The organism is Xanthomonas bonasiae, from assembly GCF_017163705.1.
In the GTDB taxonomy this organism is placed as follows: Bacteria; Pseudomonadota; Gammaproteobacteria; order Xanthomonadales; family Xanthomonadaceae; genus Xanthomonas_A; species Xanthomonas_A bonasiae.
Genome location: NZ_JAFIWB010000010.1, coordinates 25,479 through 51,445 on the forward strand (window position 1 = coordinate 25,479; position 25,967 = coordinate 51,445).

The 25,967-nt window shown below is 65.7% G+C and carries 20 protein-coding genes and 1 pseudogene; 13 read left to right on the forward strand and 8 right to left on the reverse strand.

What is annotated here, in order from left to right:
* Position 1: 1 nt before the first annotated feature.
* The 3 genes from JR064_RS23315 to JR064_RS10985 all read right to left on the reverse strand — a co-directional run bounded on the left by JR064_RS23315 (position 2) and on the right by JR064_RS10985 (position 1,575).
* Positions 2-715 carry a DUF2306 domain-containing protein gene (locus JR064_RS23315; protein WP_206229737.1) on the reverse strand — a complete coding sequence of 238 codons (714 nt, stop codon included), beginning with the start codon at positions 713-715 and terminating at the stop codon, positions 2-4.
* 181 nt (positions 716-896) lie between these two features.
* Entirely contained in the window at positions 897-1,253 is a 357-nt protein-coding gene (locus JR064_RS10980) for a SymE family type I addiction module toxin (protein ID WP_206229738.1), read from the reverse strand.
* Positions 1,246-1,575 carry a hypothetical protein gene (locus JR064_RS10985; protein ID WP_206229739.1) on the reverse strand — a complete coding sequence of 110 codons (330 nt, stop codon included), beginning with the start codon at positions 1,573-1,575 and terminating at the stop codon, positions 1,246-1,248. The genes JR064_RS10980 and JR064_RS10985 overlap by 8 nt, the downstream gene beginning before the upstream one ends.
* Positions 1,576-1,821: 246 nt before the next feature.
* Here JR064_RS10985 and JR064_RS10990 point away from each other — a divergent pair, with 246 nt between their 5' ends.
* From JR064_RS10990 to JR064_RS11035, 10 genes and pseudogenes are all read left to right on the forward strand, one after another.
* On the forward strand, positions 1,822-2,646 hold the full coding sequence (locus JR064_RS10990) for a restriction endonuclease (protein ID WP_206229740.1): 825 nt from the start codon (positions 1,822-1,824) through the stop codon (positions 2,644-2,646).
* 67 nt (positions 2,647-2,713) lie between these two features.
* The gene (locus tag JR064_RS10995) at positions 2,714-4,609 is read left to right on the forward strand and encodes an ATP-dependent nuclease (RefSeq protein ID WP_206229741.1); all 1,896 of its coding nucleotides are present in this window, start codon (positions 2,714-2,716) and stop codon (positions 4,607-4,609) included.
* A 473-nt stretch (positions 4,610-5,082) separates the two neighbouring features.
* Positions 5,083-5,742 (forward strand): imm11 family protein, encoded by a 660-nt coding sequence (locus JR064_RS11000; RefSeq protein WP_206229742.1) that lies wholly within the window; start codon positions 5,083-5,085, stop codon positions 5,740-5,742.
* Positions 5,743-6,636: 894 nt separating this feature from the next.
* On the forward strand, positions 6,637-8,616 hold the full coding sequence (locus JR064_RS11005) for an XVIPCD domain-containing protein (protein ID WP_425510293.1): 1,980 nt from the start codon (positions 6,637-6,639) through the stop codon (positions 8,614-8,616).
* A gap of 100 nt (positions 8,617-8,716) precedes the next feature.
* Entirely contained in the window at positions 8,717-9,175 is a 459-nt protein-coding gene (locus JR064_RS11010) for a hypothetical protein (RefSeq protein WP_206229744.1), read from the forward strand.
* Positions 9,172-9,348: a hypothetical protein gene (locus JR064_RS11015; RefSeq protein WP_425510291.1), complete on the forward strand. Its 177-nt coding sequence runs from the start codon at positions 9,172-9,174 to the stop codon at positions 9,346-9,348. The genes JR064_RS11010 and JR064_RS11015 overlap by 4 nt, the downstream gene beginning before the upstream one ends.
* Positions 9,345-9,655: pseudogene (locus JR064_RS11020) on the forward strand (type II toxin-antitoxin system RelE/ParE family toxin). Before JR064_RS11015 ends, JR064_RS11020 begins: the two are co-directional and overlap by 4 nt.
* 492 nt (positions 9,656-10,147) lie before the next feature.
* Positions 10,148-11,029 (forward strand): hypothetical protein, encoded by an 882-nt coding sequence (locus tag JR064_RS11025; protein WP_206229745.1) that lies wholly within the window; start codon positions 10,148-10,150, stop codon positions 11,027-11,029.
* A 442-nt stretch (positions 11,030-11,471) separates the two neighbouring features.
* Positions 11,472-11,834, forward strand: a complete 363-nt coding sequence (locus JR064_RS11030; RefSeq protein ID WP_206229746.1) for an HIT domain-containing protein — start codon at positions 11,472-11,474, stop codon at positions 11,832-11,834.
* Between the two features lie 131 nt (positions 11,835-11,965).
* On the forward strand, positions 11,966-13,804 hold the full coding sequence (locus JR064_RS11035; RefSeq protein ID WP_206229747.1) for a tetratricopeptide repeat protein: 1,839 nt from the start codon (positions 11,966-11,968) through the stop codon (positions 13,802-13,804).
* Positions 13,805-14,029: 225 nt separating this feature from the next.
* Here the strand turns inward: JR064_RS11035 and JR064_RS11040 are convergent, their stop codons facing one another.
* Positions 14,030-14,662 carry a DUF805 domain-containing protein gene (locus tag JR064_RS11040; protein ID WP_206229748.1) on the reverse strand — a complete coding sequence of 211 codons (633 nt, stop codon included), beginning with the start codon at positions 14,660-14,662 and terminating at the stop codon, positions 14,030-14,032.
* Between the two features lie 183 nt (positions 14,663-14,845).
* On the opposite strand from JR064_RS11040, the gene JR064_RS11045 reads away from it, so the two are divergent.
* The 3 genes from JR064_RS11045 to JR064_RS11055 all read left to right on the forward strand — a co-directional run bounded on the left by JR064_RS11045 (position 14,846) and on the right by JR064_RS11055 (position 15,866).
* Complete coding sequence (locus tag JR064_RS11045; RefSeq protein WP_179570493.1) at positions 14,846-15,178, forward strand: hypothetical protein; 333 nt, start codon at positions 14,846-14,848, stop codon at positions 15,176-15,178.
* A gap of 197 nt (positions 15,179-15,375) precedes the next feature.
* Entirely contained in the window at positions 15,376-15,561 is a 186-nt protein-coding gene (locus JR064_RS11050; RefSeq protein WP_080627620.1) for a hypothetical protein, read from the forward strand.
* Positions 15,558-15,866 (forward strand): type II toxin-antitoxin system RelE/ParE family toxin, encoded by a 309-nt coding sequence (locus JR064_RS11055; protein WP_206229749.1) that lies wholly within the window; start codon positions 15,558-15,560, stop codon positions 15,864-15,866. Before JR064_RS11050 ends, JR064_RS11055 begins: the two co-directional genes overlap by 4 nt.
* A 74-nt stretch (positions 15,867-15,940) precedes the next feature.
* On the opposite strand, the gene recD is transcribed toward JR064_RS11055, so the two are convergent.
* The 4 genes from recD to recC form a co-directional block, all read right to left on the reverse strand.
* Positions 15,941-17,971 (reverse strand): exodeoxyribonuclease V subunit alpha, encoded by a 2,031-nt coding sequence (gene recD, locus JR064_RS11060; protein ID WP_206229750.1) that lies wholly within the window; start codon positions 17,969-17,971, stop codon positions 15,941-15,943.
* 166 nt (positions 17,972-18,137) lie between these two features.
* Positions 18,138-18,326 carry a hypothetical protein gene (locus JR064_RS23385; RefSeq protein ID WP_425510292.1) on the reverse strand — a complete coding sequence of 63 codons (189 nt, stop codon included), beginning with the start codon at positions 18,324-18,326 and terminating at the stop codon, positions 18,138-18,140.
* On the reverse strand, positions 18,323-22,177 hold the full coding sequence (gene recB, locus JR064_RS11065) for an exodeoxyribonuclease V subunit beta (RefSeq protein ID WP_206229751.1): 3,855 nt from the start codon (positions 22,175-22,177) through the stop codon (positions 18,323-18,325). The genes JR064_RS23385 and recB overlap by 4 nt, the downstream gene beginning before the upstream one ends.
* Positions 22,174-25,587 carry an exodeoxyribonuclease V subunit gamma gene (recC, locus tag JR064_RS11070; protein ID WP_206229752.1) on the reverse strand — a complete coding sequence of 1,138 codons (3,414 nt, stop codon included), beginning with the start codon at positions 25,585-25,587 and terminating at the stop codon, positions 22,174-22,176. Before recC ends, recB begins: the two co-directional genes overlap by 4 nt.
* Positions 25,588-25,967: the final 380 nt, after the last annotated feature.

Consider the following 25,967-nt stretch of genomic DNA (forward strand, 5'->3'; position numbering starts at 1 on the left):
ATCAGCCGGCATCGCCCCCGATGCGGGCAGCTCCCGCAACCGGCGCTGCCTGCATGCCACCGCGCAGCGCATGCACCACCGCGCGACCAACCGCATACAGCAGCAACGGCACCATCCAACTGGCCCACAGCAACAGCGCGATCAGGCCGGGCGATGGCGTCATGCCCAACCCGATCGCCGTGGGAAGCGCCAGCCGGAACAGCACAGGTGCCAGCGTCGCCAGATAGGCGCGCACCATCCAGCGCTGGTGGCGCAGCACCTGGCCGCGCAGGATCGCCAGCAACCCCATCGACGCGGTGACCAGCCACACCAGCGCCGTCACGGAAAACGCCAGCCGGATCGACAGCGGCGCCGGCGACGTGGCGATCAAGCCGACCGCCCCGACCATCGCCACCGCCATACCGGCGAAGTAGACCCGCCCCACCCAGCGGTGCAGCCGCGGCCACCGCCGCCAACGCTGCGTCGCGAACTGCAGCGCGCCGAGCAGCAGGCCGACTGCGCCGCCACCCAGATGGCACCACAGCCAGCCGCGCCGGGTCAGGAACATCGCATAGGCCGGCGACTGCAGCGATGCGTACTTCGCGTACACCGAGTGCACGAACTCCCCCGCGAACACCGACAAGGCCAGCCACAACAGCCACCAGGCCAGGCGCACGCCTGGCTTGGTGCGCGGCGCCACCACGCGGCGCTCCACTGGCACTGACTCAATGCGCATGCCTGCCCCTTCGCATTGCCGGACTCTCGGCAGCGGCACGCTAGCACGGCGGCGCCCACCGGGCAGCCGCAGCGCCAGGCCATCGTCGGACCGACCCGACGCACAGCGGAGCATGCCGCAGCGGCCGGCCGGGCCGGTGTTCAACCGTCCATGCGCACGCCCGCGCGTGGCCGTACGCGCGTCACTCCTCCCCGGCCATGCGCACCACCAACGCGCCATCGCGCACCTCGATCCGCAAGGTGCTGCCGATGGCAAAGCCCAACTGTTCCAGCCAGCGCCCACGCAGGCGCAGCGACGGCACCACCTGGTTGCTGGCCGGGTAATAGCCGTAGCCCATCTTGCAGCGCTGCGGTGGGCGCCGGCGGCGGGGTGCGCGCGGCGTGCGGGCCTCCTCGGCGGCAAGTTCGGCGGCGATCTGGTCGGGCGTCAGCATCGGCGTGAGCGATGGCTCCACGATGGTCCAGTCGCGAAATTGCGCTGTCTGGCGCGGCGCACGCTTGCGCGAGGCGGCGGCGGTAGGGGAAGGCGGCTTACGCATGGCGCGGCTCCCCGTGCGACACCGGCGCCAGGCCATCGCCGCCCAGCCGCTGTGCGTGGATCTCGTCCACGATCCCGCGCACCGCGCGGGCGGCCGTGAAGATGCTCTCGCCCAGGATCGACACGCTCTTGTCGTCCAGCGGCGCCCCGCTGCACACCGCCACCATGTCGCTCTGCGCGGTGATGGTGCGTAGCAGCGCGTGGAAGCGGTCGATCTGATCGAGCGTGACGCCGAAGGAGAAGTGCTCCTCTTGCGAGTCTAGGGTGCCCGCCGGCGCGACGCGCGGCCGGGCAAGGGTGGTGCGGGCTTGCGAAGTCGTCATGGCATCCGTCCTCGACGTGGGCGGACTGGGTGTCCGCACAACCACCGTAACGCGCTCTTTTTGATATCCAAAAGTCAGATATTCACTGGGAGCTTCAGCCGCGAAATGCCCCCGTGGCCGTCACCTCGAACCGGCCGCTCGACCGCTACGCCTGAAGCACCTCATGTCTCGTTTCGTAGACGCCGCAATCGCCAGGCGGACAACTGCTGATTCCGGCGCTATGTTTGGTTCTGGGACGGGGGTCGCATGGGACGCAAACGGGGAAATACCACTTTTGATGCGCTGGCTGCATTGCCGTGGCCACTTGGGCTAGCGGTGGGCATCGCTGGCTTTCTTACCGTGCGCTATGGACTCGCATGGTGGCTCTCCCAGCACGGCGGCATGCTGGCGCAAGGCATCGTGCAGCACTCGGACAGCACGCTTGCACCTTTTGCGTGGATTGTGCTGATCGTCTGCTGGATCGCTGCGCTCTTCTCCTTCCTAGGCGCGCGCCATCGCCGCCGCTTGCTGGACACCCGCACCACCCTGGAAAGCCTCGCCGCCGGCGGCTGGCGCCAATTCGAACTACTTGTCGGCGAAGCCTTCCGCCGACAGGGCTACAGTGTGGAAGAAACCGGCCTGGGCGGCGCCGACGGCGGCATCGACCTGGTCCTGCGTAAGGACGGCCGCCGCACGCTGGTGCAGTGCAAGCAATGGAAGCGGCAGCAGGTCGGCGTCAGCGTCGTGCGCGAGATGTATGGGCTGCTGGCGCATCACCAAGCGGATGCAGTGAAGATCGTTTGTGTGGGTGGATACACGGCCGATGCAGCGCGGTTTGCGCTTGGTAAGCCGATCGAGCTGATCCGCGGAGAGCAGTTACTGGACATGATCCAAACGGCGCAACGTGGCAGCGCTCTTGGAATACCTCTCTATTCCCTCATCGAACCGGCGCTCGGCTCGACGATCGAAACTCCCTCTCAATCACCAACCTGCCGACGGTGCGGAAGCGTACTCGTACAGCGGACAAACAAACGCACGGGTGAGGCATTTCTTGGCTGCAGCCAGTTTCGGCGCTGCCGAGGAACTGGGTAAGTGAACATGACCCGTCACTTAGACCCAGTTACCTAGCTGCGATGGGTCTCGCGACGCAGGACGCTTCTTGAACGCCCTAGGCGCGCGAAGTGAACTAGTCCCTCCTTTCCACAATCTCGGCATTCTGCAAACCCTCCAACTACAACCGGGCAGTTTGATCATGCAACTAATTACGGCGATCGAGATAGCTTACTTCCGGTCAATATATAAAGAGTCATTAAATGAACTCAAGGACATCACAATCCTCTTTGGAAGGAACGACTCCGGGAAGAGTAATTTCCTCAGGGCCCTCAATCTGTTCTTTGAATCTCAAACCAATCCAGGAACTTCTTTTGATTTTTTAACAGATTTTAACCTAGCAAGAAGAAGCGAAACGGATTTGAGCAAGGGCGCCAGAAAGTTTGCTTATATAAAAATCTGGTTCGCCGCACCCAGCAGCTGGAAGAATTCTCTTGGAGAATCCTTTTGGGTTAAAAAGCAGTGGAGCACTCTTAACCAAGAAGAGCCAAATATAGAAAGCTCGGTCGCACAGAACAAACGGCATTATCTAACAAGATTTCTCAATACCGTCAGATTTCACTATATTCCCGCCATCAAAGACCGAAGAATTTTCGAATACCTTCTTGGCAATGTTTACAGCATTCTTTCGAATAAGGCGAGCTTTAGAGAGTCACTGGGGCCATTCTCCAATGCAATTCGGGACGAAACGGAGAATCTGAGTAACTTCTTAAAGTCAACACTCAATCTAGATAGCGTCATAACTCCGCCTACAGACCTAACCAATCTTTTTAGGTCGCTTGATTTCGGCACAACTGACGAGTACGGAGATAAATTTTCTCTCACAACTCAGCGGGGTGATGGAATACAAGTTAGACACATTCCTGCTGTTTTGAACTTTCTCTCCGAACATGGCAAAGAGGACTATCACATATGGGGCTTCGAAGAACCAGAGAACTCGCTTGAGCTTGCTAGCGCCATTGAGGAAGCAGATGAATTCAAGAAATACGGGAAAAGCTCAAAAAAGCAAATATTTGTCACCAGCCACAGTCCCGCATTTTTCAGGCAACAGGGCCCCGAAATTAAGAGATTCTTTATTTTCAAGAAAGTGCCTGACACCCTCAGTAAACCTTGCTCCTCAGTGCTCGAAATAAACGGCTTGAAGCCTGGAAGCCTACCGGGTGAACTCATGGGTGAAACCCCGCATCTAGCAATTATGGGGTCGCATCTAGAGGAAATCTCCAAGCAGATTGAAAGATTAAAATCTGACGGGGCTGACCTGACGCGACAAATAGAAGCAGCCGCCGCACCAATACTATTTGTGGAAGGCGAATCAGATGCTAAACTGATGGAGTGCGCTTGGAGTCTTTTCGCCGGGGAAATACCAGCCCCATCCATCCAATCTTGCCAAGGAACCACGAAAATGGAGAGCTTAGCAGGTGATGGATTGGTTCTTAGCAGTCTTGTCCCAGGAAAACAAATATATGTGCTTGTGGACAATGACAGAGACGGCAGAGAGCTAAGAAAAGACAAAAGACTCACGGCCCGGGGTGGCATTTGGAAACAACACAATTCCAATAAGACATTTTGGTGTCGACTAGCTGCCAGTGATGAATTTGTTTCAATGATGTCTTCAAAAGGAATTCCCGAACAAAATTGGCCAGCAACTCTTGAGAATATATTTCCATCTTCCACTCGAGTTCGAGCGGGAGATAACTATCAAAGATCAACTACTCCATTCAAAGAACTTTTGGAACCGTCAATCTACCCTAAAATCTCCGGATCTCTACAAGAAAGTGACGAAGAAAGTTTCTATTTTTTAGCTCCAACTCCAGAAACCAAAGATCTGTTCGTGGACTGGCTTATAGAGCAGTCTCGACATAACTCTGATTTGTTGGAACCGGTAAGATCAGTAATCGAGGACCTCAGGAACCTGATCGTTCAGTCGGAGCAAGGCGCTGGCTAGCTACTTCCTAATAGGAGCTGAAGTCGGATGACTGGAGCTAGATTTCAATTTACCCTTGCCACCAAAGCATGCGGGGCATTGATTTCGGCTCCAGCCCACCCCCGGTTGTCCGATTGACGGCCACCCAGAGTGCGCACAGAATCCATTCCCGCCCCACAGTAGGTTCTCTTTGCCGTTGCGCCTCATGCGGCACTCTCCCACAGAGTACGACTGTCCGTTCTGCGGGATCGCGGCCACGCGGCCGTCGCCTGCACCAGAATCGGCCGTTGTCCTGCCGGATGCCAGCGCGCCCTTGGCCACGATGCTTCTGCTATATCGTTGAGACCAAGTTCCACTGTTTCGCTTGCATCAAGCCCCGTCATCAATCCCGCAAGCCAACCACGGCTACTGCTAAGTGAACCTGAGCCCGTTGCTCGCTAGAATAACATCGACCGAAAGCATCAGCTGAAACGTCCAACGCAACCGCATCCACGATGGAAGCCAAAATGAACGAACAGACTGCTATTCCCGTCACGATTGCGAGCATATCTCAAGGGAAATTTTTTGTCCTTGAGCCAAGCTTTTGGGGCAATGGCAAACAGCCTGGCATAGAGATTGCCAACAAGAAGCAGCTTAGGCTTCCCGGGACCTTCATGATCGAGCCACCCAACGGCGATCCAGGCCAGTACCCAGAAATGCCCCATCTGGTCCAGGTACCGGAACTGGGCGGGATGCCAAGAGATTTTGAAAAGGTGGCGGGCAAATGGATCGTCTCCGATGCGTTGAAACGCGTCTTTGAGTCTGTTGATCCACATGGATTCGCCTTTGCCTCCTGTAACTTTACTCTCGCCGATGGCTCGACAGGGCCACAATATTATCTTTGTGGGGTACTGCGTTCGCTTGATGCGCTTGATGAGGAGAATTCGCAGGTAAAAGTCGAATACGAGCGGGATCATCAAAGCGGAGAGGATCTCAAGTTCTACAGCGTGGCTGGTGGCGCCAGCCTCGTTTTCAGACAAGACATTGTTGGGGACGCACATGTCTTTCGGCAACCACGAATTGGACTGGATGCGATTTGCGACAACGTGCTTGCAGATGCGCTAAGGGCTGCGAACCTCGATGGTGTTCGACTACGGGACGCTGCGGAGATTTGATTTCCCCATCGGTTTGAAGCGTTTCGCCGCAGGAGCATTGTCATGTCCGACACACCTGTCTTCCAGGGGCATCACGTCATCGAGCAAGCTGCGTATGGCCGCAGCGAGCTATTGCAAGCGCTATCAGAACGCGGCTTGTTCGATCTCCATGGTCCGCGCAATATCCTCAATCTGCCCGCCGACAAAGCGTTGGCAGCACAGATGGGGTTATCGCCTCACCCGGGCGGACCACTCGGCGCCTACACTGACGAACTTGCGGCCGCGCTTCAGCGGCTGGAAATTTCTCCGGACGGCCAAGCCACGCTGCTTGGGGACCAAGCAGCAGCGCAACGCATCGCGGCCAGGGTCAATGGCCTGACCGACACGCTTAAAGCGGGGCTGGTCAATGGCGACCTCGTAAGCAACACGCCGCAAGGCATGACACCAGAGCTGGCAAATGCGCGGATCCGCGCGTTTCATGGCGATCTCGCGGGGTACCAACAGCGCCACGCTGCCCAGATTCGCGACTTGGGAAGGATGGCAGGGGCCGAGGCGCAATGGGCTGGGGTCACGCGGTCGGAAGGCAACGTCAGGCTGGCATTGGACGCCATCGACCAGCCTGGGTCTTCGACCCTCAGCGACAGATGGGGTGGCCGGCAATCACTCGGCACAGCGATTGCCGAGGCGAACCAAGCCGGCCGCTTGCCACTCACCGAATCGGTGGAAACGCGTCTACGCCTCGCGTTCGCCAGGGAGATGCCGCCGGTTCTCGCGCGGCCGCCGGCTGCGCCCCGGATGCCCGGTGCCCCAGGCGAAGGCGGCGGCGTGGCAGGTGAAGGTCTCGCAGCAGAAGCGGCTGTAGCACGCGGGTCGATTTCTGGGGCTCGCGTCCTCGGTGCTGCCGGCGTAGCGCTGATGGCTTATGACTTCACGGTTACCGGCCACCGCGTCGTCCAACTTCATACGCAGGGCAACGACACCGGTGCTGCGTCGGCAGCTACCCACTTTGTTGGCCGCAACGCTGGCGGCATCGCTGGCGGTTTTTTGCTCGGTGCAGGCTATGGGGTCGCCACCGGCTCGTGGACCGGTCCGGGCGCGCTCGCGACCGGTCTGGTCGGTGGCGTCGCTGGCGCCTACCTTGGCGAGCGCTGGGCCGAGAAACAGGACATCGACCGGATCTACACGCAGCCCGACCGCAGTGGCAACGAGTGGACCCGCAACCCGGAGGATCCACAAGGCACGTGGACGCGCACCGTCAGCGCTCCGTTGCCGAACGGCGGCTATCGGGAGACGCGCCTGGTTGCCGCTGGCCGCCTTGCCGATGAGCTGAATTATCGCGCGGCCAACGACTCGTATTCACTCGGACTGGCGAATCCACCCAAACCCCAGGATCCGTACCGCCTGGATGCCAAGGCCGAAACGCATCCGCCACGCGAGCCTTTTGAAACCGGCCGCGACTACGTGCGCGATCCGCAGACCGGAGGTTGGCAGCTTGAAATCAGGGAGAATATCGACGGCAAGATACCGATCACCCGTAACACGCCGGTCAGCCCGGAGCGTGCGACTGCGTTGGAGCAACAATCGCAGACGATCATCGCGCAGAACGCCGCCAACACTCCGGAAGCGATAGCGGCCCGTTACCAGATCGCCTATCACCAGTTCGGCTGGAGTGAGTTCACCAATCGCGAGCCAGTGCCACAGGCAATTACCAACGCCCGTACGCAACCGCAGCCGCTCCAGGCTTCCGACGGTAATGCCTATACCCGCGACGCCAACGGCGAATGGAGCACACCTGGCACGTTCTATGGCACCAATCCAGCGACCGGCAACACGCGCGAGGAATTGAACCGTACGTGGCAGAGTCAGCAGACCGGGCTTCAGGACATGGCGGCGATGGCTGAGGTAGCGCGCAACAACCCTACGCCCACGCAGAGCGGCTTGCGCAGCCAGGTCGCCGGCATCTACGCACGCGCTCACATTCCACGCACCGACGCGCAGATCGACGCGGCGACGGCCGCAGTGGCGCAAGACCACGCGCGTGACACAGGCAAGCAGATGCCCTTCTTTCTGCAGCTGCAGAAGGATGGTTCGATCAACACCGTGGTTGGCGAGAATGACGACCGCATGGAGATCAGAACTACCACGACGGCAGAAGAGATATCGCAAGCAGAAAGACAGCAGGCGAAGCCGGCCGACGCTACCCAACCCAATCCCTCCACTCAAGCGCCCCAGACACAGCAACCTGCAGCGCCGTCGTCGGGAGCGCCCTTGCCCAGTACGCCGTCGCCGGAGGCGGTACCCGGGAGGTCGTCATCGCTGGATAGCCCGACACCGAAGCATGCAGCGGCTACAAGCGCGATTACGGCGCAGGTCGACGCACCGGCAATGCAGGTGGGCGCACGCTCGAACATAGCGCAGGATTCGCACGTAGACGATCAGCCGCCCGTGGATCGTCAGAGCATTGCCGGCCCGAAGCCGCAAGACGCCGCGTTGGTGGGCCAGATACGGTCCTCCATTGCCAAGCTCGATGAAAGCGCCAACAAGCCTTGGGACGAGCGCAGTGATCGCATGGTCGCTAGCGCCTACAAGATGGCAGTTGAAGCAGGATTCAAACCCGGCGACAAGGTGGACGTTGCATTGAATGCGCCGACCGATAAGTTCGCTGGGGGGGAGACGATGTTCGTGATGCGCAGTGGCCCTGGCGCCTCCCCGGATCCTTTCGCCAACCGTGCCCAGATGCCAACCAGCGAGGCGCTGGCCGCAGCCCCGGAACAACAGTACCTGGCCGCTAGCCAGGCACGCGATACCCAGGAGCAAACGCGATTGCAAGAGCTCGCGCAGGCACGCGACAACAGCCAGAACGACCCGAGCAGAAGCGGGCCAAGAATGTCCTAGCCGGGCTAAGCATCTGACTGACACTAATTTGAGACTTTGACGCTGAAAGAAGCCATCTTCCGCGCTAGTGTCTCTACGGTGCTTCAAGCTAGGAACAACAATGGCCAAGAAATCTGACGCAAAACGAAGATCTAAGTTGAAGGAACGCCGAAAAAGAGCTGAAGAAGCTCAGGCGAGACCAAAGACTGGGCTGAGTAAGGTTGAAAGGTGGATGGCGGCTTTTGATGCTGAGCGCAACATCATTGCTGAACTCATAGGGGAAGACGGAACTGTTCTCGCCTACGTTGAAGGTGACGATACCGATTCCTGGACGGTCGTAGTGGATAATGACCCTGTCGCCGGCACAAGTGATGAGGTAGCCACGCTTGGCTGGCTTCTCGATGCAGCGGTCGATGACATCGCAGCTGGCAACGCGCCTGTACTGGTTTTATCGCTCTGGCTCGTTGAGCAAGTTGAAACACGCTGTGAGGCAGCGAACATCGAATGGCACGATTTCCTGCGCTCTCTCTTGCCCATTGAGAAGCAACATATGCCGCTCCCACAACAACGCACGATGTGATAGCTCTTGCACCAAAGATCGGGGCAGCTCAACCTGACCCCATTACTCGGACGTGGCAGGAATTGAAAGCCGTGTTGGGTGCACGCATCGACGAGGGGCTTGCGGGCAAGGTGTCCGCCAAGAGCGTCGGCGACATTCTCGATGAAGAACTGGCCGGGGGCCGCCGCGTTTGACCAAGCGCTACGTCCTCACCGAGGCGGCGGAGGCCGATCTGCGCGGGGTCGTCCGCTACACGATGCAGCGCTGGGGCGAACCGCAGGGGCGCCGTTACATCGCAGACCTGGAACTGGGCATTGCTCGCCTCGCAGAGGGTGACGGACCTTTCAAGGAGCTGAGCACGCTCTACACCCGGCGCTGCGGGTGGCGCACTACGCACACCACTACGTCTTCTGCTTGCCCCGTGAGAGCGCACCAGCGTTGATCGTGGCGATCTTTCACGAACGCATGGACTTGATGGCTCGCCTGGCCGACAGGCTGTAGTTCCACTTCCAGGCCACCGTCCGGCCATCCAGGCCGCTCCGCTTAGCCCGTGCCCCACCACTCGAACAGGGCCGACATTTGCGGCCGCCGGCCAACTTCTCGCCCTGTGTGCCAGCAGCCATGCGCATGCGCTGCAGACAGAATTTGGTGCGACCTAGCAAACGGCGTCGCGGTGGCGGATGACAGAAGCCACTAGCGCGCGCCTACGCCCGCACAGGTTCCCGAGACGGAGACCAGTGTCCGGTTGTGGTTGAACCCGTAGGCGACGTGCTCTCCCTCGAATGTCGCCCCTTCGAGTTTGCCGACATAGGCGTCGTAACTGTCGCAGAGTTCATTGACCAGCAAAAAGTCCCGACCCCCCAGTATTGACAGAGCCGACCAGCGTCACAGTTCAATGCCGCTTAGGCCTTTGTCTAAGCGGCATGCCCTACACGCGTAGTAACATTGGGTCGATGCATACGATTTGCATCGCGTAGACCATAAGGAAATCAGATGATTAAGTATATTTTCGGCGTATCGCTTCTTTTGGCTTCCACAGGTGCGAATGCGGCGATTCCTGTCCCTTGCAGCACGTGCAAAACGGACGACGACTTCCGGACGCGGGCCATGCTTGAGGAAGCCATCGGAAATCGGGGTGGCACTTATTGGGTCTACAATCTCGCTGACAACACGGTTCAGAAGTGGACGATCAAGGCAAGCAGTGGCGGAGGCGGCGGTCCAGTCCCTACCTCAGTGCCAAGCTATCTTCGAGGCGTCGCACCGGCAAGCAATGGTCAAACGAAGGGCACAGTGGAAGCCTCCGTAGTCGGCGAGGTTCAAGCAGGGCACAAGGTATTTATCGAGGGCGGCGGCTCTCTCCGCCCGATCTACAGCGTGCCAGTTTCAATGCTAAATATGGCCGTTACGAACAACCAGACGGCGTACGACGTAGTTTGGGACCAAAATCTCAAGGGTCAGATCGAATCAAAGTTTGCGAACAGAGATTTCGTTTTGAGTGTGGTCAAGGCAACCTTCTTGGCCGAACTGACCAACATGCTTCAATACACATCAAACTATCTTGGCCTTAAGGATCAAGCGCGGGTCGTATTTCGTCTAGTCCTGTCAGATGGCTCGTACGTCGATTTCTTCTGGGATCCCCTAGACACGACCGCGGATGCTCAGGAGAACAGCGCCAGAACCGCTACCGGCCAAGTCATCCCCGAGAATATCCAACAGCTGCAAGGAAAGTGGGTCGGCGAGACCGATAATTTGGGCGCTTTCGTCGAGCACGCGGCTAGGCTCGGTGCTTCAATCGAATATGTGGGTGAAGGCAACTGGATAAATTCCATATCTTGCTCGCCGAAGAGCTGTATCGTTGAGCGCAACATGCGCTGACGCTTGGCTTTTTTTCTAAGCTCCGGAATTGAGCTACCTAACCGGTCCTGGACGCCCAGGACCGGCGAAGTTACGACACGCGGAACGTGGATGTATGGTCGTGGAATTCGCAGCGGAGAGCCGCAGCGCCCTGAGCTTATCCCTCGACTAGAGTCAACTTTTCACCTAATTCGCCCGGACAGGCATACCAAATGCGGCAGAAGCTAGGGGTAGAGTGCACTTCCCTTCGGCCATCATCGCCTGGCGACGCAAAGATCTGTTATAGCTCACCACCCGGATTGTCCGATTGACGGCTAGCCAGAGCGCCCCACAAAATCCGTTCCCGCCCCACAGTGGGTTCTCTTCGCCGTTGCGCCTCATGCAGCACGCTCCCCCCGGGTACGACTGTCCGTTCTGCGGGATTGCGGCCACGCTGCCCTCGCCTGCACCGGAATCGGCCGTTGTGCTGGTGGATGCCAACGTGTTCGCCTTGGTGCCGACGCACCACTATGGCGGCATCCAAGGCAACTGCCTGGTGATCCCGCGTGGCCACTACGAGAACGTGTTGGACATGCCGGACGACCTGGGCCGCGAGGTCTTCCGCGCCACGCGGCGCCTGGCGCACGCGATGCTGGCGGCCTTCGGCTGCGACGGCATCTCCACGCGCCAACACAACGGGCCGGCCGGCAATCAGGATGTGTGGCACTACCACCTGCACGTGTTCCCGCGCTACACGAATGACGGGCTGTATGGGGGGCAGAAAGTGCGCTACGCCACCGAGCAACGCATTGCGCTGGCCGCACGTCTCCGGGCTGCTTTGCCGTAGCGTGCCCGCCCTGGTGGTGCCGGACTTCGTGGCGCTGTGCCGGCGCGTGCTGGAACATCATGGCTACGCGGTGACGCTGCTCGCCGGCTGACGCCGCGCAGGGCGTGCCTCCTCGGTAGCCGGCGGGCCACGTGCCCCGCAGCGCGCTCTTCCCGTGGCCGGTTGCCGCCAGTTTCGACGTGATGGCAATGCGCCAGGAGCGGGTTTTGCGCGCGCTCCGGTGCTCCGCCCCCGATGTGCGCGCTGCGAGGTCGGCGCTGCTGCCTGCCAGGCGCATCGCGATGGACTTTCGAACAGGACAGGGGAAAGATGCAGCGAGCTCCGTCTCTCAACGGCCAGGTGTCATGAGCGCCAAACGCTTTGTTGCCGCATCCCTCCTGGCCATCGTGGTTGCGGCCGATGCATCGGCTCACGACCCCATGCACGACCATGCCGCGATGGAGCGGCTGGGCAGCGTCAGCTTCGCGACCTCGTGCAATGCGGCGGCGCAGCCGCGGTTCGATCGTGCGGTGGCGTTGATGCATTCCTTCCAGTTCGGCCCGGCGATCGAGGGTTATCGCGCGGTGCTGGAGGCCGACCCCGGCTGCGCCATCGCCTATTGGGGCATCGCGCTGAGCAGTTGGAGCAATCCGTTCGCCGGGTTCAAGTCTCCCGCGCAACTGCAGCAGGGGTTGAACGCGGTCAACGCGGGGCGGGCGCTGAAGGCCAAGACCCCGCGCGAGCAGGCCTATCTGGAGGCGGTGGCGCATCTGTATGTGGACGCCGACCGCCTGGACCAGGACGCGCGCACCCTGGCCTACGAGCAGGCGATGGCACGGCTGGCCGCCGCCTACCCCAAGGACACCGAAGCGCGCATCTTCTACGCCCTGGCGCTGGCCGCGGCCGCCAATCCCGCGGACAAGACCTATGCGAAACAGCTGAAGGCCGGCGCGATCCTGGAGACGCTGTTCGCCAAGTATCCCGATCATCCGGGCCTGGCCCACTACATCATTCACGCCTACGACGAGCCGGCCCTGGCGTCGCGCGCCGCGGGCGCCGCAAAGCGCTACGGCGCGATCGCGCCGTCCACGCCGCACGCGCTGCACATGCCCTCGCATACCTTCACCCGGATCGGCGACTGGCAGGCGTCCATCGACACCAACCTGGCCTCGGCCGCGTCGGCGCGCGCCGCAGGGCAGCCGGCCGATGAGCTGCACGCCAGCGACTACATGATCTACGGCTATCTGCAGACCGGGCAGGACAAGGCCGCCGGGCAATTGGCCGATGCGTCGGCGCAGGTCTTCGCGCGGTTCGATCCGGCCAAGGCGAACGGCGCGGCGCCGGCCTCGGCCGCCTATTACGCCCGCGCCGCGATTCCGGCGCGCTACGCGCTGGAGCGCCGCGATTGGGCGCAGGCGGCCACGCTCGAGTCCGTGCCGAGCCGTTTTCCCTATGCCGATTCGATCACCTATTTCGCCCGTGGGCTGGGCGCGGCGCATCTGAACGACGGCGCCGGCGCACGCGCGGCAATCGCGTCGCTGGACCAACTCCACGCCACGTTGGCCAAGCAGGGCGAGGACTATTGGGCCGAGCAGACGGATATTCAGCGGCGGGAAGTGGCCGCGCTCCTGGCGCTGCAGGAAGGGCATGTGGCCGACGCGCTGACGGGCATGCGCCAGGCGGCCGATCTGGAGGACAAGACGCAGTTGGCCTCGGTCACGCCCGGCCCGCTGGCACCGGCCCGGGAAATGCTGGGCGAGATGTTGCTGGCCCAGAATCAACCGGCCGACGCGCTGACGGCGTTCGAAGCCTCGCTCGTGCAGGAGCCCAATCGCTTCTGGTCGCTGTACGGCGCGGCCGCGTCGGCCAGGCAGGCGGGCGACGGCGACAAGGCCCACGTCTATTTCCAGAAGCTGCTGGCCGTGGCGCAGCGCGCGGACCGCCCCGAGCGTCCGCAATTGATCGAGGCGCGCCAGCAAGCCCGGCAGTGAAGGCGCCGCGCTGGTGCAACGGAAACGCAGGCCATTGATCCGCGCGCCGATGGCGATCCATCGGCGCCAACTCGCCAGCCATCCGCGGCCTGGCACATGGGGTCACCATTCCTGCGGGATGCATCTGGCGATGATGGGACGACGCCTGGTCAGGTTCACCGCTCGCCGCCAGCCGACCTCGCCCGGGTCACGACGTGGCGATGCCCATCTGCCGGCGATACCGGCTCAGTTCGTCACCGCCTTGCCTGGTTCGCCCTGCTTGGTTGGATAGGTCAGCAGGTAGAGAAGGACCAGGATGCCTGCGACCGGCGCCAGGCTGATCAGCTGCCACCACGGGCTGAGTCCCGCGTCGCGCAGGCGGCGGGTGCAGGCCGCAAGCCAGGGCAGCAGGACCAGCAGGCCAGTTAACTGCGCCGGCAGCGGCCCGGTCGCGTCGGCGAGCAGTTGCGCGAAGGCCAGCAGCATGGCCACGGCGAGCGCGAACCACCAGAAATCCGCCCGCGCGGTGGTGCCGCCGAAGTCCAGGCCACGCAGCACGCCCTCGCGGATCGCGCCGAGGGCCGGTTGGCCAGGCGTCGGGCGGCCCGCCAGCAGGCTCTCCGCAGGCACCTCGAACACGGCCGCCAACGCCTGCACCGACTCGGCCGAGGCCTTGGCGCCCGATTCGAGCCGCTGGATGGTGCGTAGATTCAGGCCGCTCAGCGTGGCCAGCTGCTCCTGCGACCAGTGGCGGGCGGTGCGCAGCGCGCGCAGTCGGGCAGCATCGAGGAACATCGGCGTCTCGGCATCGGGCTTGGGTGCAGCCATCATCCTGCCGCATCGCGCCATCCCGTGACGACGGCGATGCGACACGGGCACGACAGGACCCCGACAGTGCGCTGTCGGGCGTGCCGTGGACGAGGCCGACGGGGTGGCAGGGCGGCCGGCCTTGCTGTTCGGCGCAGTGCCATGGGCGGCGTTCGGCCTGCTCCCGGCATTTTGACCTCCCATACATCCAGCACTGCGCATCCTTGCCCCGACTTCAATACCGGAGCGCTGGAAATGACGAAGTGGATGGGTGCCGCGCTGGCCGCGGCGATGCTGATGACCGGCTGCGCCAAGGTGGAGGGCGAGAAGTTCGTCGGCCATTGGGTCAATGTGGAATCGCAGGACGACACGATGGACATCGAGCGCAACGGCGACTCCTTCATGGTGCGCAACACCACGCCGCGGTTCTTCAGCCGCAAGCCGAAGACCGAGAGCTACCCGGCCATCTACAAGGACGACGTGCTGCAGGTCTCCAACGACGGCGAAACGGTGAACTTCGCCATCGACCAGGCCAATGGGCACCTGCGCACCGGCAGCGACGAGTACCAGCGCGTTCCGGCCAAGTGAGCGCGTCGCCGGGGCGCTAGGTCTGGAAGGAACGCCGCGCCGCTGCCTCTCGGGCCGGCGCGGCGGCTCCACGCGTCGCGATGGAGCACCGTGCGACGGGCGTGCCTCGGGTAACGCGGCTAACTGCGCCGGGGCTCCATTTCTCCCCTCTGCCGTTCTTCGCTAAAGTAGGCCTGTCCCTGTAGCGGAGCACACCCATGCCCAACAGCATGAAAACCGAAGCCGAACAGCTAGTGCGCAGCCTGCCGGAACAGGCCAGTTGGGACGACCTGATGTACGAAATCTACGTTCGCCAGAAGATCGAACAAGGCTTGCGTGCAGCCGAAGAAGGTCGTGTGGTACCACATGATGAAGTCAGAAGGCGCTTCGCTCTCGACCGATGAACATCGTCTGGGCCGAACCTGCCGTCGATTCCCTGCAAGCCATCCGCGACTATGTCGCCCACGACAGCGTTTTCTACGCCGACCTCTTCGTCAATCGCCTCATCGACGCAGCGGAGTCGCTGCAAGCGTTCCCCGAGCGCGGCCGAGAAGTGCCTGAGGCCGGCAATTCTGCAGTGCGCGAGTTGCTTTTCCAGAATTACCGCATCATCTATCGCTCGCACGCGGCAGTTGTCGAAATTCTCGCCATCGTGCATGGCGCGCGCGACCTGTCGCTGATGCCCCGTCCGCCGTGGGAAGCCGGCTGATCTGTGCGATGAGAGTGTTTCCATAACGCTTGCGGCACGCGGATCAGATCAACGTTGTGGCTCGTCCGAATAGGTTAGAACAATGCGCCTTGGAGGGGGAACGGCTGGCCTTCTGTTTGAAGTGTTGACGACGGCGGTGCAGAAACCTGTTCCACCCCACCCAAGCGCCACGCCAATCCCGAGATCCGCGCGGCATGCCTTGCCAGCGCGCCACGCAACACAGCCTCGCTGGCGGCCAGGTGCAGGCTCTGCCGCGCGCGGGTGATGCCGGTATAGACCAGTTCGCGGCTGAGCACGCGAGCGTCGCGGGTGGGCAGTTGCAGCCAGACGTCGTCGAACTCGCTGCCCTGCGCCTTGTGCACGGTCATGGCGAAGGCGCTTTCGTGCGCGGGCAGTGCGGCGGGGTGGAAGCCGCGGACCTGGCCGTCGCCCTCGCCTTCGAACCAGCCCACCAGGGCGCCCTGCGTATCTCTGAGGCAGATACCGACGTCGCCGTTGAACAGGCCGTGGCGGTAGCTGTTCTCGGTGATCAGCAGCAGGCGGCCGTGGAACCAGGGCGAGGCCGCGCCCAGGCGGCGCGCGCCGGCGCCGCTGTCGGCCAGCAGTTGTTCGATGCGGGCGTTGAGGCCGCGTGCGCCTTGCGCGCCGGCGCGTACGGCGGTGAGCAGGCGCAGGCGGGCGGCGTCGCGCAGGGCGGCCGCGGGATCTTCGGCGTCGGCCAGGGCGCGCCAGTGCGCGAGCAGGGCGTCGCGGCGGGTGGCGAGCGGGTCCTCGCTGTCTTCGTGGAAATGCACGCCGGCCAGTTCGCCGCTGCGCAATAGGGCGAGCGCGGTGTCGGCGTCGCCGGCGCGTACGGCGTCGGCCAGTGGCGCGAGTTCGAAGCCCTGCGCCTGGCGGTAGCCGCGCAGCAGGTGCACGCGGTGGCCGGCGAGTCCGCCGCTGCTGTGCGTGTCGCTGGGGGTATGGCCGAGCAGCGGGTGCAGCGCTTGCGCGTCGTCCGGCTGCAGGGCGTCGCCGGGGCCGGCGGCCTGCAGGATGGCGGCGAGCACGTCGCCGGCTTCGACCGAGGGCAGCTGGTCGGCGTCGCCGAGCAGGATCAGTTGGGTGCCGTCGGCGACGGCTTCGACCAGTTTGCACATCAGCGGCAGGTCGACCATCGAGGCTTCGTCGACCACGATCAGGTCGAACGGCAGCGGGTTGTCGGAGTCGTGGCGGAAGCGCGGCAGGTCGGGGATGACGCCGAGCAGGCGATGCAGCGTGCTGGCGCCGGCGGGTAGCGCGGCGGCCAGGGCCGGGTCGATGCCGTGGTCGAGCGCGCGTGTCACCGCCGCGCGCAGACTTTCGGCCATGCGTTCGGCGGCGCGGCCGGTGGGAGCGGCCAGGGCGATGCGCGGGGCGGTGGCCGCGCTGGCCTGCGCTTGCGCGATGCGCAGCAACAGCAGGCGCGCGATGGTGGTGGTCTTGCCGGTGCCGGGGCCGCCGGTGACCAGCAGCAGGGCGCGGCGCAGGGCGAGTGCGGCGGCCTGGGCTTGGCGGTCGGTGGGGTGGTCGGGGGCGGACGTACCCTCGCCCGCGCTTCGGGCACCCTCTCTCCCACGGGGACTTCCTTCGGTCGCCGATGGGAGAGGGGAAGCGGCTGCGTTTGGAAACAGCTGCGCGAACAGCGGAGCGAGCGTAGCGACGTCGAAGGCGGGCAGCGGTTGCGCGGCAAGGCGGCGCAGGCCTTGCGCGAGGCGGCGCTCGTATTCGCGGTAGCGGCGCAGGTAGAGCAGGCCGTGTTCCAGCACCAGCGGGCAGTCGGCGGCCGCCGGCTCCTCCGGCGCGGGCTGGGCGATCCAGCGCGAGGCGGCGAGGACGCGTTGCCAGTCGGTGTGGTCCGGGAGTTGCGGCGGCGGGCCGTCGCGTGGGTCGAGCAGGACGTTGGCGTGGGCGGGATCCAGGCCGGCTTGGCCGCTGGCGACGGCCAGGGAGGCCAGTGCGGCGCCGGCCAGGACCAGGTCGGGGGTTTCTGCGTCCAGGCGGCTCAGGGTTTGGGCGAAGGCGTGGTCGAGCGTGCGCAGGGTGCCGCTGCGGTGGAGGGCGGCCAGGAGGTTGGGCTGGTTCACGGGGTGGGCGCTCCGTGGGCGGACGTACCCTCACCCCAACCCCTCTCCCGGGGGGAGAGGGGCTCGAGCGCGGCGCCGGCGGACAGGGCGTCGACGGCTTTGAAGGCGTGGTCGAGGGGACTTAGCGTGCCGCTGCGATGGAGGGCGGCTAGGAGGTTGGGTCGGTTCACGGGGTGGGCGCTCCGTGGGCGGACGTACCCTCACCCCAACCCCTCTCCCGGGGGGAGAGGGGCTTGAGCGCGGCGCCGGCGAGCTGAGTGTCGGCGGCTTCGACCTGGCTCTGGGCGAAAGCGTGGTCGAGGGTGCGCAGGGTGCCGCTTCGGTGGAGGGCGGCTAGTAGGTTGGGTCGGTTCACGGGGTGGGGGCTCCGTGGGCGGACGTACCCTCACCCCAACCCCTCTCTCCCACGGGGACTTCCTGCGGTCGCCGAGGGGAGAGGGGCTCGAGCGGGGCGCCGGCGAAGAGGGCGTCGACGGACGCGACCAGGGCGGGGTCGAAACGCCAGGCGTGGACGCCCGGCGAGGGGTCGCGGGTGGCGTCCAGGCCACGGCAGAACAGGTAGCGCACGCCGCCGAAGTCGCGGGCGTAGTCGTAGGCTTCGCCCAGGCGGAAACGCAGCCAGCGGTGCAGCGCGACGGTGTAGATCAGCGCCTGCAGTTCGTATTCGCTGTGCGCCATCGCCCGCGCCAACGCGTCGGGGTCGTAGCTGGGCAGGCGGTTGGATTTGTAGTCGAGCACGTACCAGCGCCCGTCGTGCTGGTAGGTGAGATCGATCAGGCCGGTCATCAGGCCTTCCAGGCGCTGGCGCGCGCCGAACGCCTGGCGTTCGCCGACCACGCCGAAGCGGTGCAGCAGCGCCAGCAGCGCATCGACCCGGGTGGGGCGCATGGCGAAGTGGAATTCCATTTCGTTGCGGCGTTGCGGTTCGGGCACCGCGGCCAGGTGGGTGCCTTCGGGCAACGCGACGGTCAGGGTGTGGCCGACCAGGGCGGTGAGCATGGCCGCGCCATCCTCCAGTTCGTCCTGGGCGTAGCCGCCGCGTTGCAGGGCTTCGAGCAGTGCCGCGGTCTGCCCGTCCGGCGCCGGCTGGCCGGGATGCCAATCGCGCCAGGCGGCGAAGTCGCAGCGTTCGAACACGTCGTGCATGGCCACGCCGAAACGGTTGCCGGTGAAGCGCCGGTCGAACGCTTCCACGTCCAGCGTCGTCGCGACGGCCTCGCTGGTGGACGGCTCGTCGCTGCCGCCGCTGCCGACCACGGTGGCGCTGGCCATCGGGTCGGCGGCGGCGCCGGCATCGGCATTGGCCAGCTGGGTGAAGCTGTACACCCACCACTCCGGCACGACATGCCGCTGCGGCACGCGCGCCGGCGGCACCTGGATCGCGTCGGCCAGCGGCAGGCGCGGCAGCGTGGCCGGCGGCGGTGTGGTGTCGATGGCGATCGCGCCCTCGCCTGCGGCGGCCTGCAATGCGTCCAGGTCGCCGACCATCGCCGCCAGCGCGGTGCGCTCGTGCTGGTGGAAGGGGCCGGTGGCGATCCACAGTGCGTGCTCGGCGCGGGTCAGGCCGACGTAGAGCAGGCGCGCGTCCTCGGCGCGCTGTTCCTGTTTCCACGCGGCCTCGGCGGCGCTCCAGGCCGGGTCGTCCTTGCCCGTGTTCCAGTGCAGCTGGCGGCCGAGCGGCGGCGCGTGCACGACGCAGTGGCGGCCGGCGCCGCGGTCGCTGCGGCCGATGCCGACGTAGGGCAGGAACACCAGCGGATACTCCAGGCCCTTGCTCTTGTGCAGGGTCACGATCTGCACCCGGCGCGCGTCCGATTCCAGGCGCAGCTGCTGGGTCTCGTCGTTGTCGTCGGCATTGGCGATGCGCCGCGACAGCCAATCGACCAGTCCGTGCGGGCCGAGCGCGCGGGTGTCGGCTTCCTGCAGCGTTTCGGCCAGTTGCAGGTAGTTGGTCAGCCGGCGCTCGCCATCGACCAGCGCCAGCAGGCGCTGCGCGTGCGCGGCGCCGAGGTCGCCGATCAATGCCAGCGGGCCGCCGCGCTGCCAGCGCTCGCGCCAGTCCAGCGCCTGCTGTTGCCAGCTGCGGTGCCGATCGCCGTTGTGTTCCAGCGCGGCGATCGCCGCGGCGTCTTCGCCGATCAGCACCGTCGCCAGCGCCGCGCGCAGGCGGCTGTCGTCGCCCGGATCGAGCAGCGCCTGCAGAATGGTTAAAAGCTCCAGCGCCTCATCAGTCGCAAATATGCTTTTTTTGCCAGCCACCACCGCGGGAATGCCAATCGCGCCCAAAGCCTGTTGAATACGCGTGGCTTGCTTATGCTCGCGCACTAGCACCGCAACGTCGCTAGCCTGCACAGGACGACCTTCAATAGTTGCCTCGCCAGCGCGGCCATCAGCGAGCCAGCCATGGATTGCAGCTACACAGGCATCGGTGCACATCTCCTGTGAAAGTCCCGATTTCCAGGTAGGTCTGCTGCTAGGAGATTTCTTGGATGCCGTCGCAGCAGCTGGCGCTAATTCGGCAGGTTGCGGCGCGCGCCACAGGGTCAGCGCCGGCGCGGTGGCGCCGTTGCGCTGCAGCTCCGCGTCGTGGCGCTTGCTGCCGGGCTGCACCGGATGGAAGGCGATGCCGTCGGTCAGGAACGCCTGCGCATAGCCGGCCTGCGCGTACAGCGCATCGATCGCCGCCAGCAGCACGGGGCGCGAGCGGAAGTTGTGGCCGAGCGGCGGCGCCGGTTCGGCATCGGCGGCCGCGGCCAGGTAGGTCTGCACGTCGCCACCGCGGAAGCCGTAGATCGCCTGCTTGGGATCGCCGATCACGAACAGCGCCGGTTCCAGCCCCGCCTCGCGCGCCAGCGCGCCTTCGCCGAACACGTTGGAAAAGATCGCCCACTGGCGGTCGTCGGTGTCCTGGAATTCGTCCACCAGCGCGATGGCGTATTGCGCGCGCAGCCGCCGCGCCAGCGCTTCGGCCTGCGCACTGTCGGGCCGCAACGCGTGCGCGACGCCATCGACCAGATCGTCGTAGGTCTGTACGCGGCGCTGGCGCTTGAGCAAGGCCAGCCGCTTCACTGCATCGCCGCGCAGCGCGTGCAGCAGGCGGATGCGGCGCCTGGCGCGCGCTTCTTCCAATCGCGCCAGTGCGGCCAGATAGCCGTCGATCTCGTGACTCATCGGCGAGGCCGGCGTGCGCCCGACGAATTTCTTGTTGGTGCCGGACGCCAGTTCCGCTGCCGTGAGCTTGATCAGCTTGGCGTGCGGCGCGAGGCCCGCCGCAGGCGCGGCGGCGAAGCCGTCGCACCAATGCCAGAGCGATGCCAGCCATTCCGGCTTGTAGCTGACCTTGCTCAACACGCCGTCTTCGATGGCGGCGGCGATCGCGTCGAAGAATGCGGTGCCGTGCGCGTGGAACGCGGCGGCGAGCGCGGCGGCCGCGTCCTGCACCTGCTGCGTGGCCGCGGCGACATCGTCGGCCAGCACCGGTGCCGCCGGCAGCAGGTGCGGATGCCGCACCAGTTCGCGCAGGTCGCTGGCCAGCGCGTCGGGTCCGCCCGGCCATAGCGCGACCAGGTCGTCGGCCATCGCTGCGTCGGCGGCGCGCTGACGCCACAGGTCGGCGGCGACTTCGCCGAGCAGGTCGCGATCGTTGGCCAGCAGTTCCGGCGCGGCGAAGGTCTGGCCACTCTCCAGCGCGTGCTCGCGCAGCACGCGCGCGCAGAAGCCGTGGATGGTGAAGATGGCGGCGAGGTCGATTTCCTCCACCGCCTGCTGCAGGCGGCGGCGCAGGGCGGCGGAGGTTTCGTCGCTGGCGGCCAGGTGCGCGTCGAGGATCGCGCGGGTGAGAACGCCGTCCGGCGCTTCCTGCAGGAGCGGCTTCAGCCGCGACGGGGTGTCTGCGCTCCGGGACGGCGACAGGTCGTCCATGCTCTCTGTCGCGGCTGAAGCCGCTCCTACAGGAAGCGGGGCAGCGTCGGGCACCAGCGTCGCCGCGAGCGCCAGGCGCTCGCGGATGCGCCGGCGCAGTTCCTGGGTGGCGGCTTCGGTGAAGGTGACCGCCAGGATCTGGCCGATGCGCAGGCCGCGCTCGACCACCAGCCGGGTGAACAGGGTGGCCAGGGTGAAGGTCTTGCCGGTGCCGGCGCTGGCCTCGATCAGGCGCACGCCGTGCAGCGGCAGGGTCAGGTACGGGTCGTGGGCGGGGGCGCTCATTCGGCGTCCTCCTGCGCGCCGCGCCACTGCCGCCAGCTTTCGGCCAGCCGTGCCGGATCGAGCGCGCTGTCGGCGCTGCCGCGTTCCAGCAGGGAGTACAGCGTGTGGCTGGTGGCGGCGAACTCGGCGAAGCGCTGCGCATCGGCGAACGGGTCGCGCCCGCGATGCACCAGGCGCAATTCCGGCGTGGCCGCTTCGCTCCAGCCGAAGCTGGCCTGCCATTGCGCGGCGGCGTCCTTGATCGCCTTGTCGAGGTCGTCGTTGCGCGCGGTCTGGTAGTACTTCCAGCTGCTGTAAGGCGCGAACGCCAGCGGCGCCTGCAGGCCCTGCCGATACAGCCGCAGCAGGTCGGCCAGTGCCGCCTGCGCCTGTGCTGGCGGCAGCGGTTCAGCCGCGGTCGCGTCCATCGGATGCGGACCGAGGCCGTCGTCGTCTTCGAAGAAACGCACGAACGGCGCGCGCTCGCCGGCGGCGCGCAGCAGCAGCCATTCCAGGCCGTGGCGGATCGCGGCGCGGCCGCCGATCGCACCGACCTGCACCCGGCCCACGCCGTTCGCATACCAGCCGGGCAGGCGACCATGCAGATCGACGCCGTCGAGGTGCAGCTGCAGCCGCTGCGATTGCGCCGGCGCGTCGCCACGCCACTGCGCGAACGCTTCCGCGTACGGGCGCAGCTGGCGCAGGCGTTCGTCGAGCAGGCGCCGGCCCAGCGGCCCGGACGGCAGCAGCGCGCGCGCGCGCAGGCGGGCGTACAGCGCATCGGTGGCGCCGCTCAGCACCGCCTCCAGCACCTGTTGCTGCAAGTCGTGTTGCTCCAGCCCGCTGCCCGGCGCCAGCAACGGTTCCAGATCGCTGTCCTCGCCGGCCGGGTCGGGCAGGCGCATGCCCAGGCGATGGCGCAGGAACTGCCCAGCCGGATCGGCGAACAGGCGGCGCAGGTCGTCGATCGAAACGCTGGTCGGCGCGGCCATGTCATCCGCGGGCAATGCCGCGGCGACCCAAGGCAGCAGCGCCTGGCGCTGTCCGGCCAGGCTGTCCACCGCCGGTCGCCACTGCCGGCGATAGCTGAAGCGGCGCGGATCGGCGCCGTCCTCGCCGAGCGCGCCGAACGCGGCGGCGGCGAACGGCTGCAGCGGGTGGCGCACCACGAGGGTTTCGCTGGCCTTCGGGTCGGCGTGGTACTGCGCGGCGCTGGCCAGCAGTTCGCTGACCAGCACCGACGGCTCGCGCACGCTGCCGTCGCGCGCATCGGCGCCGAGATAGCTGAGGTAGAACACGTCCTGCGCCGAGGCGAACAGTTGCAGGAACAGGAAGCGGTCGTCTTCGCGAGTGGAGCGGTCGCCGTGGCGGCGGCGCTCGCTGCCCAGCTCGGCGGTGAGGCGGTTGAGCCCGGCGGCCGGGTCGCGGCGCGGGAAGTCGCCATCGTTCATGCCGAGCAGGCAGATGACGCGGAACGGCAGCAGCCGCATCGGCACCATGCGGCCGAAGCTGATGCCGCCGGTGAGCAGCGGCGCGCGCGTGTCCGATTCGCCCAGCACCGCGGCGAAATGCGCGCGCACCACCTCGGCCGGCACCTTGCCGGCGTATTCGGCGCGCGCGGCGTCGCGGGCGAACTGGTCGATCACGCTGCGCAGCCGGTCCAGCGCGCGTTGCGCGCGCGGCGCCGACGGCGCCTGCGGGATCAACGCATCGAGCAGGCCGAGCAGGCATTCGCGCCAGTCGGCCGGGGCCATCGGCTCGGCCAGCATGGCCTGGTGGCGGTCCAGCACGCGCAGCAGCCGCAGCAGCGTATCCAGCGCCACCAGCGCGCTGCCTTCCAACTGCGGCCATGGCGCGACGCCGGCGATATCGTCCTCGGCGCCGCTGGCGTGGCCGAGCAGCAGCCGGTCCAGCGCGAAGCGCCAGGTGTAGGCGTCGTCGGCGGGCGCCTGGTGGTGGAACCGGTGCGCCGCATCCAGGCCCCAGCGCACGCCGGCGGCGTGCAGCCAGCCGCGCAGGCGCTCCAGCCCGGTCTCGTCCAGCCCGGCGGCCTCGGCGATCGGCGCGCTGGCCAGCAGGTCGAGGATCTCGTGCAGGCCGAAGCGCGACAACGGCAGGCCGAGCAGGCTCAGGAACACTTCGGCCAGCGGCTCGCTGGCCAGCGGGCTGGCGTCGGCCAGCGCATACGGCAGCGCGTCGTCGCGGCCGTGGCCGCCGAACACCGCGTCCAGGTACGGCACGTAGGGATCGATGTCCGGCGACAGCACCGCGATCTCGCGCGGCTGCAGCGGCGGGTCGAAGCGCGGGTCGTCGAGCAGCGCGCGCAGCTGGTCGTGCAGCACCTGCAGTTCGCGCAGGCGGGTATGGCAGGCGTGGATCTGCAGGCTGGGATCGGCCAGGTCCACCCGCGGCAACGGTGGCGACACGGCGGGCGCGCGGCGGTGGAACAGGTCGCTCTGCATGCGCCGCAACAGGCTGTCGCCGAGGCCGCCGTCGGCGAGTGGGCGCTGGCCGGAGGCCAGCGGATCGGCGTAGACCGCGATCTCGGCCAGCGGATGCACCACTTCGTAGTCGCCGACCAGCGCCATGAAATCGCGCCCGGCCGCGCCCCAGGCCTGCAGCAGCGGGTTTTCCTGCACCTGCGCGGCGAACAGGTCGACGGCGCCGTCCTCGCGGCGGCGCTGCCACAGCGTCTGCAGATCGCCCCAGTAGCCCTGGGTCGGCGTGGGCAGGTAGAAGTGCAGCGTGCCCACCCGCGCCTGGGTGGCGAGCACGCGCAGCACGTCGGGCGAGATGTTGAGGATGGCGAAGGCGAACAGCCGTTTCGGCAGGCCCTGCGGCAACGGGCCGTCGGGTCGCGCGTAGCGGTCCAGGTACTGGCCGATGCGGCGCGCGCGGTACTGGCGGCCGCTGGCGATCCTGCGCCACAAGCGCGCCTGTGGGTCGTCGGCGTCGGCGCCGCCTTCCCAGCGCAGCAGCCAGTCGCGGCGCCAGGCCTGGTATTTCTCGAACACGTTGCCCAGTTCGCCGGCCAGCGCCCAGGGCTTGAGCACGTCGCCGTCGACCAGGTAGCCGGCCAGCGGTGCCAGTGCCGCGTCGCTGCCGAGATCGGCCTGCAACGCCGCGTACAGCCGCCACTGCGTGGTGGCCATGTCCAGATCGTCGGCGGCCGCGCCGAGGTTGGCGTCCAGCGCGCGCGCGACGAATTCGCCGGGGGTGAGGAATTCCAGATTGGCGGCGACGCCGTGCGCGGCGGCCAGCGTGGACTGCAGCCAGCGCCGCATCGCCACCTGCGGGATCAGCACTACCTCCGGCGCCAGCAGGTGCTGCTCCGGCACCGGCCGGCGCAGTTCCTCGGCGAGCAGGGCGGCCAGGGTATCCAGCGCGTTGGACGGGTACAGGCGGAAATCGGGCGCGGAAGGGGCGTGCATGCGTGCGGCATTGTGCCGGATGCGCGGGTGCGGCGTCGTTGCGGGATGGTGGTGGCCTAGGGTTGTTCCTTCTCCCATCGGGAGAAGGTGACGCGCAGCGCCAGATGAGGGTACGAGCGCAGCCTCGTGTACCCAAACTCCGCGAGACGCTTCGCACCGGACCCTCACCCCAACCCCTCTCCCGGGGGGAGAGGGGCTAGTCGGCTGTTCCCTTCTCCCCTCGGGAGAAGGTGCCCCGAAGGGGCGGATGAGGGTACGGGCGCAGCCTCATGTACCCGAACTCCGCGAGACGCTTCGCGCCGGACCCTCACCCCAACCCCTCTCCCGGTGGGAGAGGGGCTAGAGCCGTTCCCTTCTCCCATCGGGAGAAGGTGCCCCGC

Coding starts and splice junctions, on each gene's coding strand:
- JR064_RS23315 (WP_206229737.1), bottom strand. CDS start 715: ATGCGCATTGAGTCAGTGCCAGTGGAGCGCCGCGTGGTGGCGCCGCGC.
- JR064_RS10980 (WP_206229738.1), bottom strand. CDS start 1,253: ATGCGTAAGCCGCCTTCCCCTACCGCCGCCGCCTCGCGCAAGCGTGCG.
- JR064_RS10985 (WP_206229739.1), bottom strand. CDS start 1,575: ATGACGACTTCGCAAGCCCGCACCACCCTTGCCCGGCCGCGCGTCGCG.
- JR064_RS10990 (WP_206229740.1), top strand. CDS start 1,822: ATGGGACGCAAACGGGGAAATACCACTTTTGATGCGCTGGCTGCATTG.
- JR064_RS11000 (WP_206229742.1), top strand. CDS start 5,083: ATGGAAGCCAAAATGAACGAACAGACTGCTATTCCCGTCACGATTGCG.
- JR064_RS11005 (WP_425510293.1), top strand. CDS start 6,637: ATGGCTTATGACTTCACGGTTACCGGCCACCGCGTCGTCCAACTTCAT.
- JR064_RS11010 (WP_206229744.1), top strand. CDS start 8,717: ATGGCCAAGAAATCTGACGCAAAACGAAGATCTAAGTTGAAGGAACGC.
- JR064_RS11025 (WP_206229745.1), top strand. CDS start 10,148: ATGATTAAGTATATTTTCGGCGTATCGCTTCTTTTGGCTTCCACAGGT.
- JR064_RS11045 (WP_179570493.1), top strand. CDS start 14,846: ATGACGAAGTGGATGGGTGCCGCGCTGGCCGCGGCGATGCTGATGACC.
- JR064_RS11050 (WP_080627620.1), top strand. CDS start 15,376: ATGCCCAACAGCATGAAAACCGAAGCCGAACAGCTAGTGCGCAGCCTG.
- JR064_RS11055 (WP_206229749.1), top strand. CDS start 15,558: ATGAACATCGTCTGGGCCGAACCTGCCGTCGATTCCCTGCAAGCCATC.
- recB (WP_206229751.1), bottom strand. CDS start 22,177: ATGAGCGCCCCCGCCCACGACCCGTACCTGACCCTGCCGCTGCACGGC.
- recC (WP_206229752.1), bottom strand. CDS start 25,587: ATGCACGCCCCTTCCGCGCCCGATTTCCGCCTGTACCCGTCCAACGCG.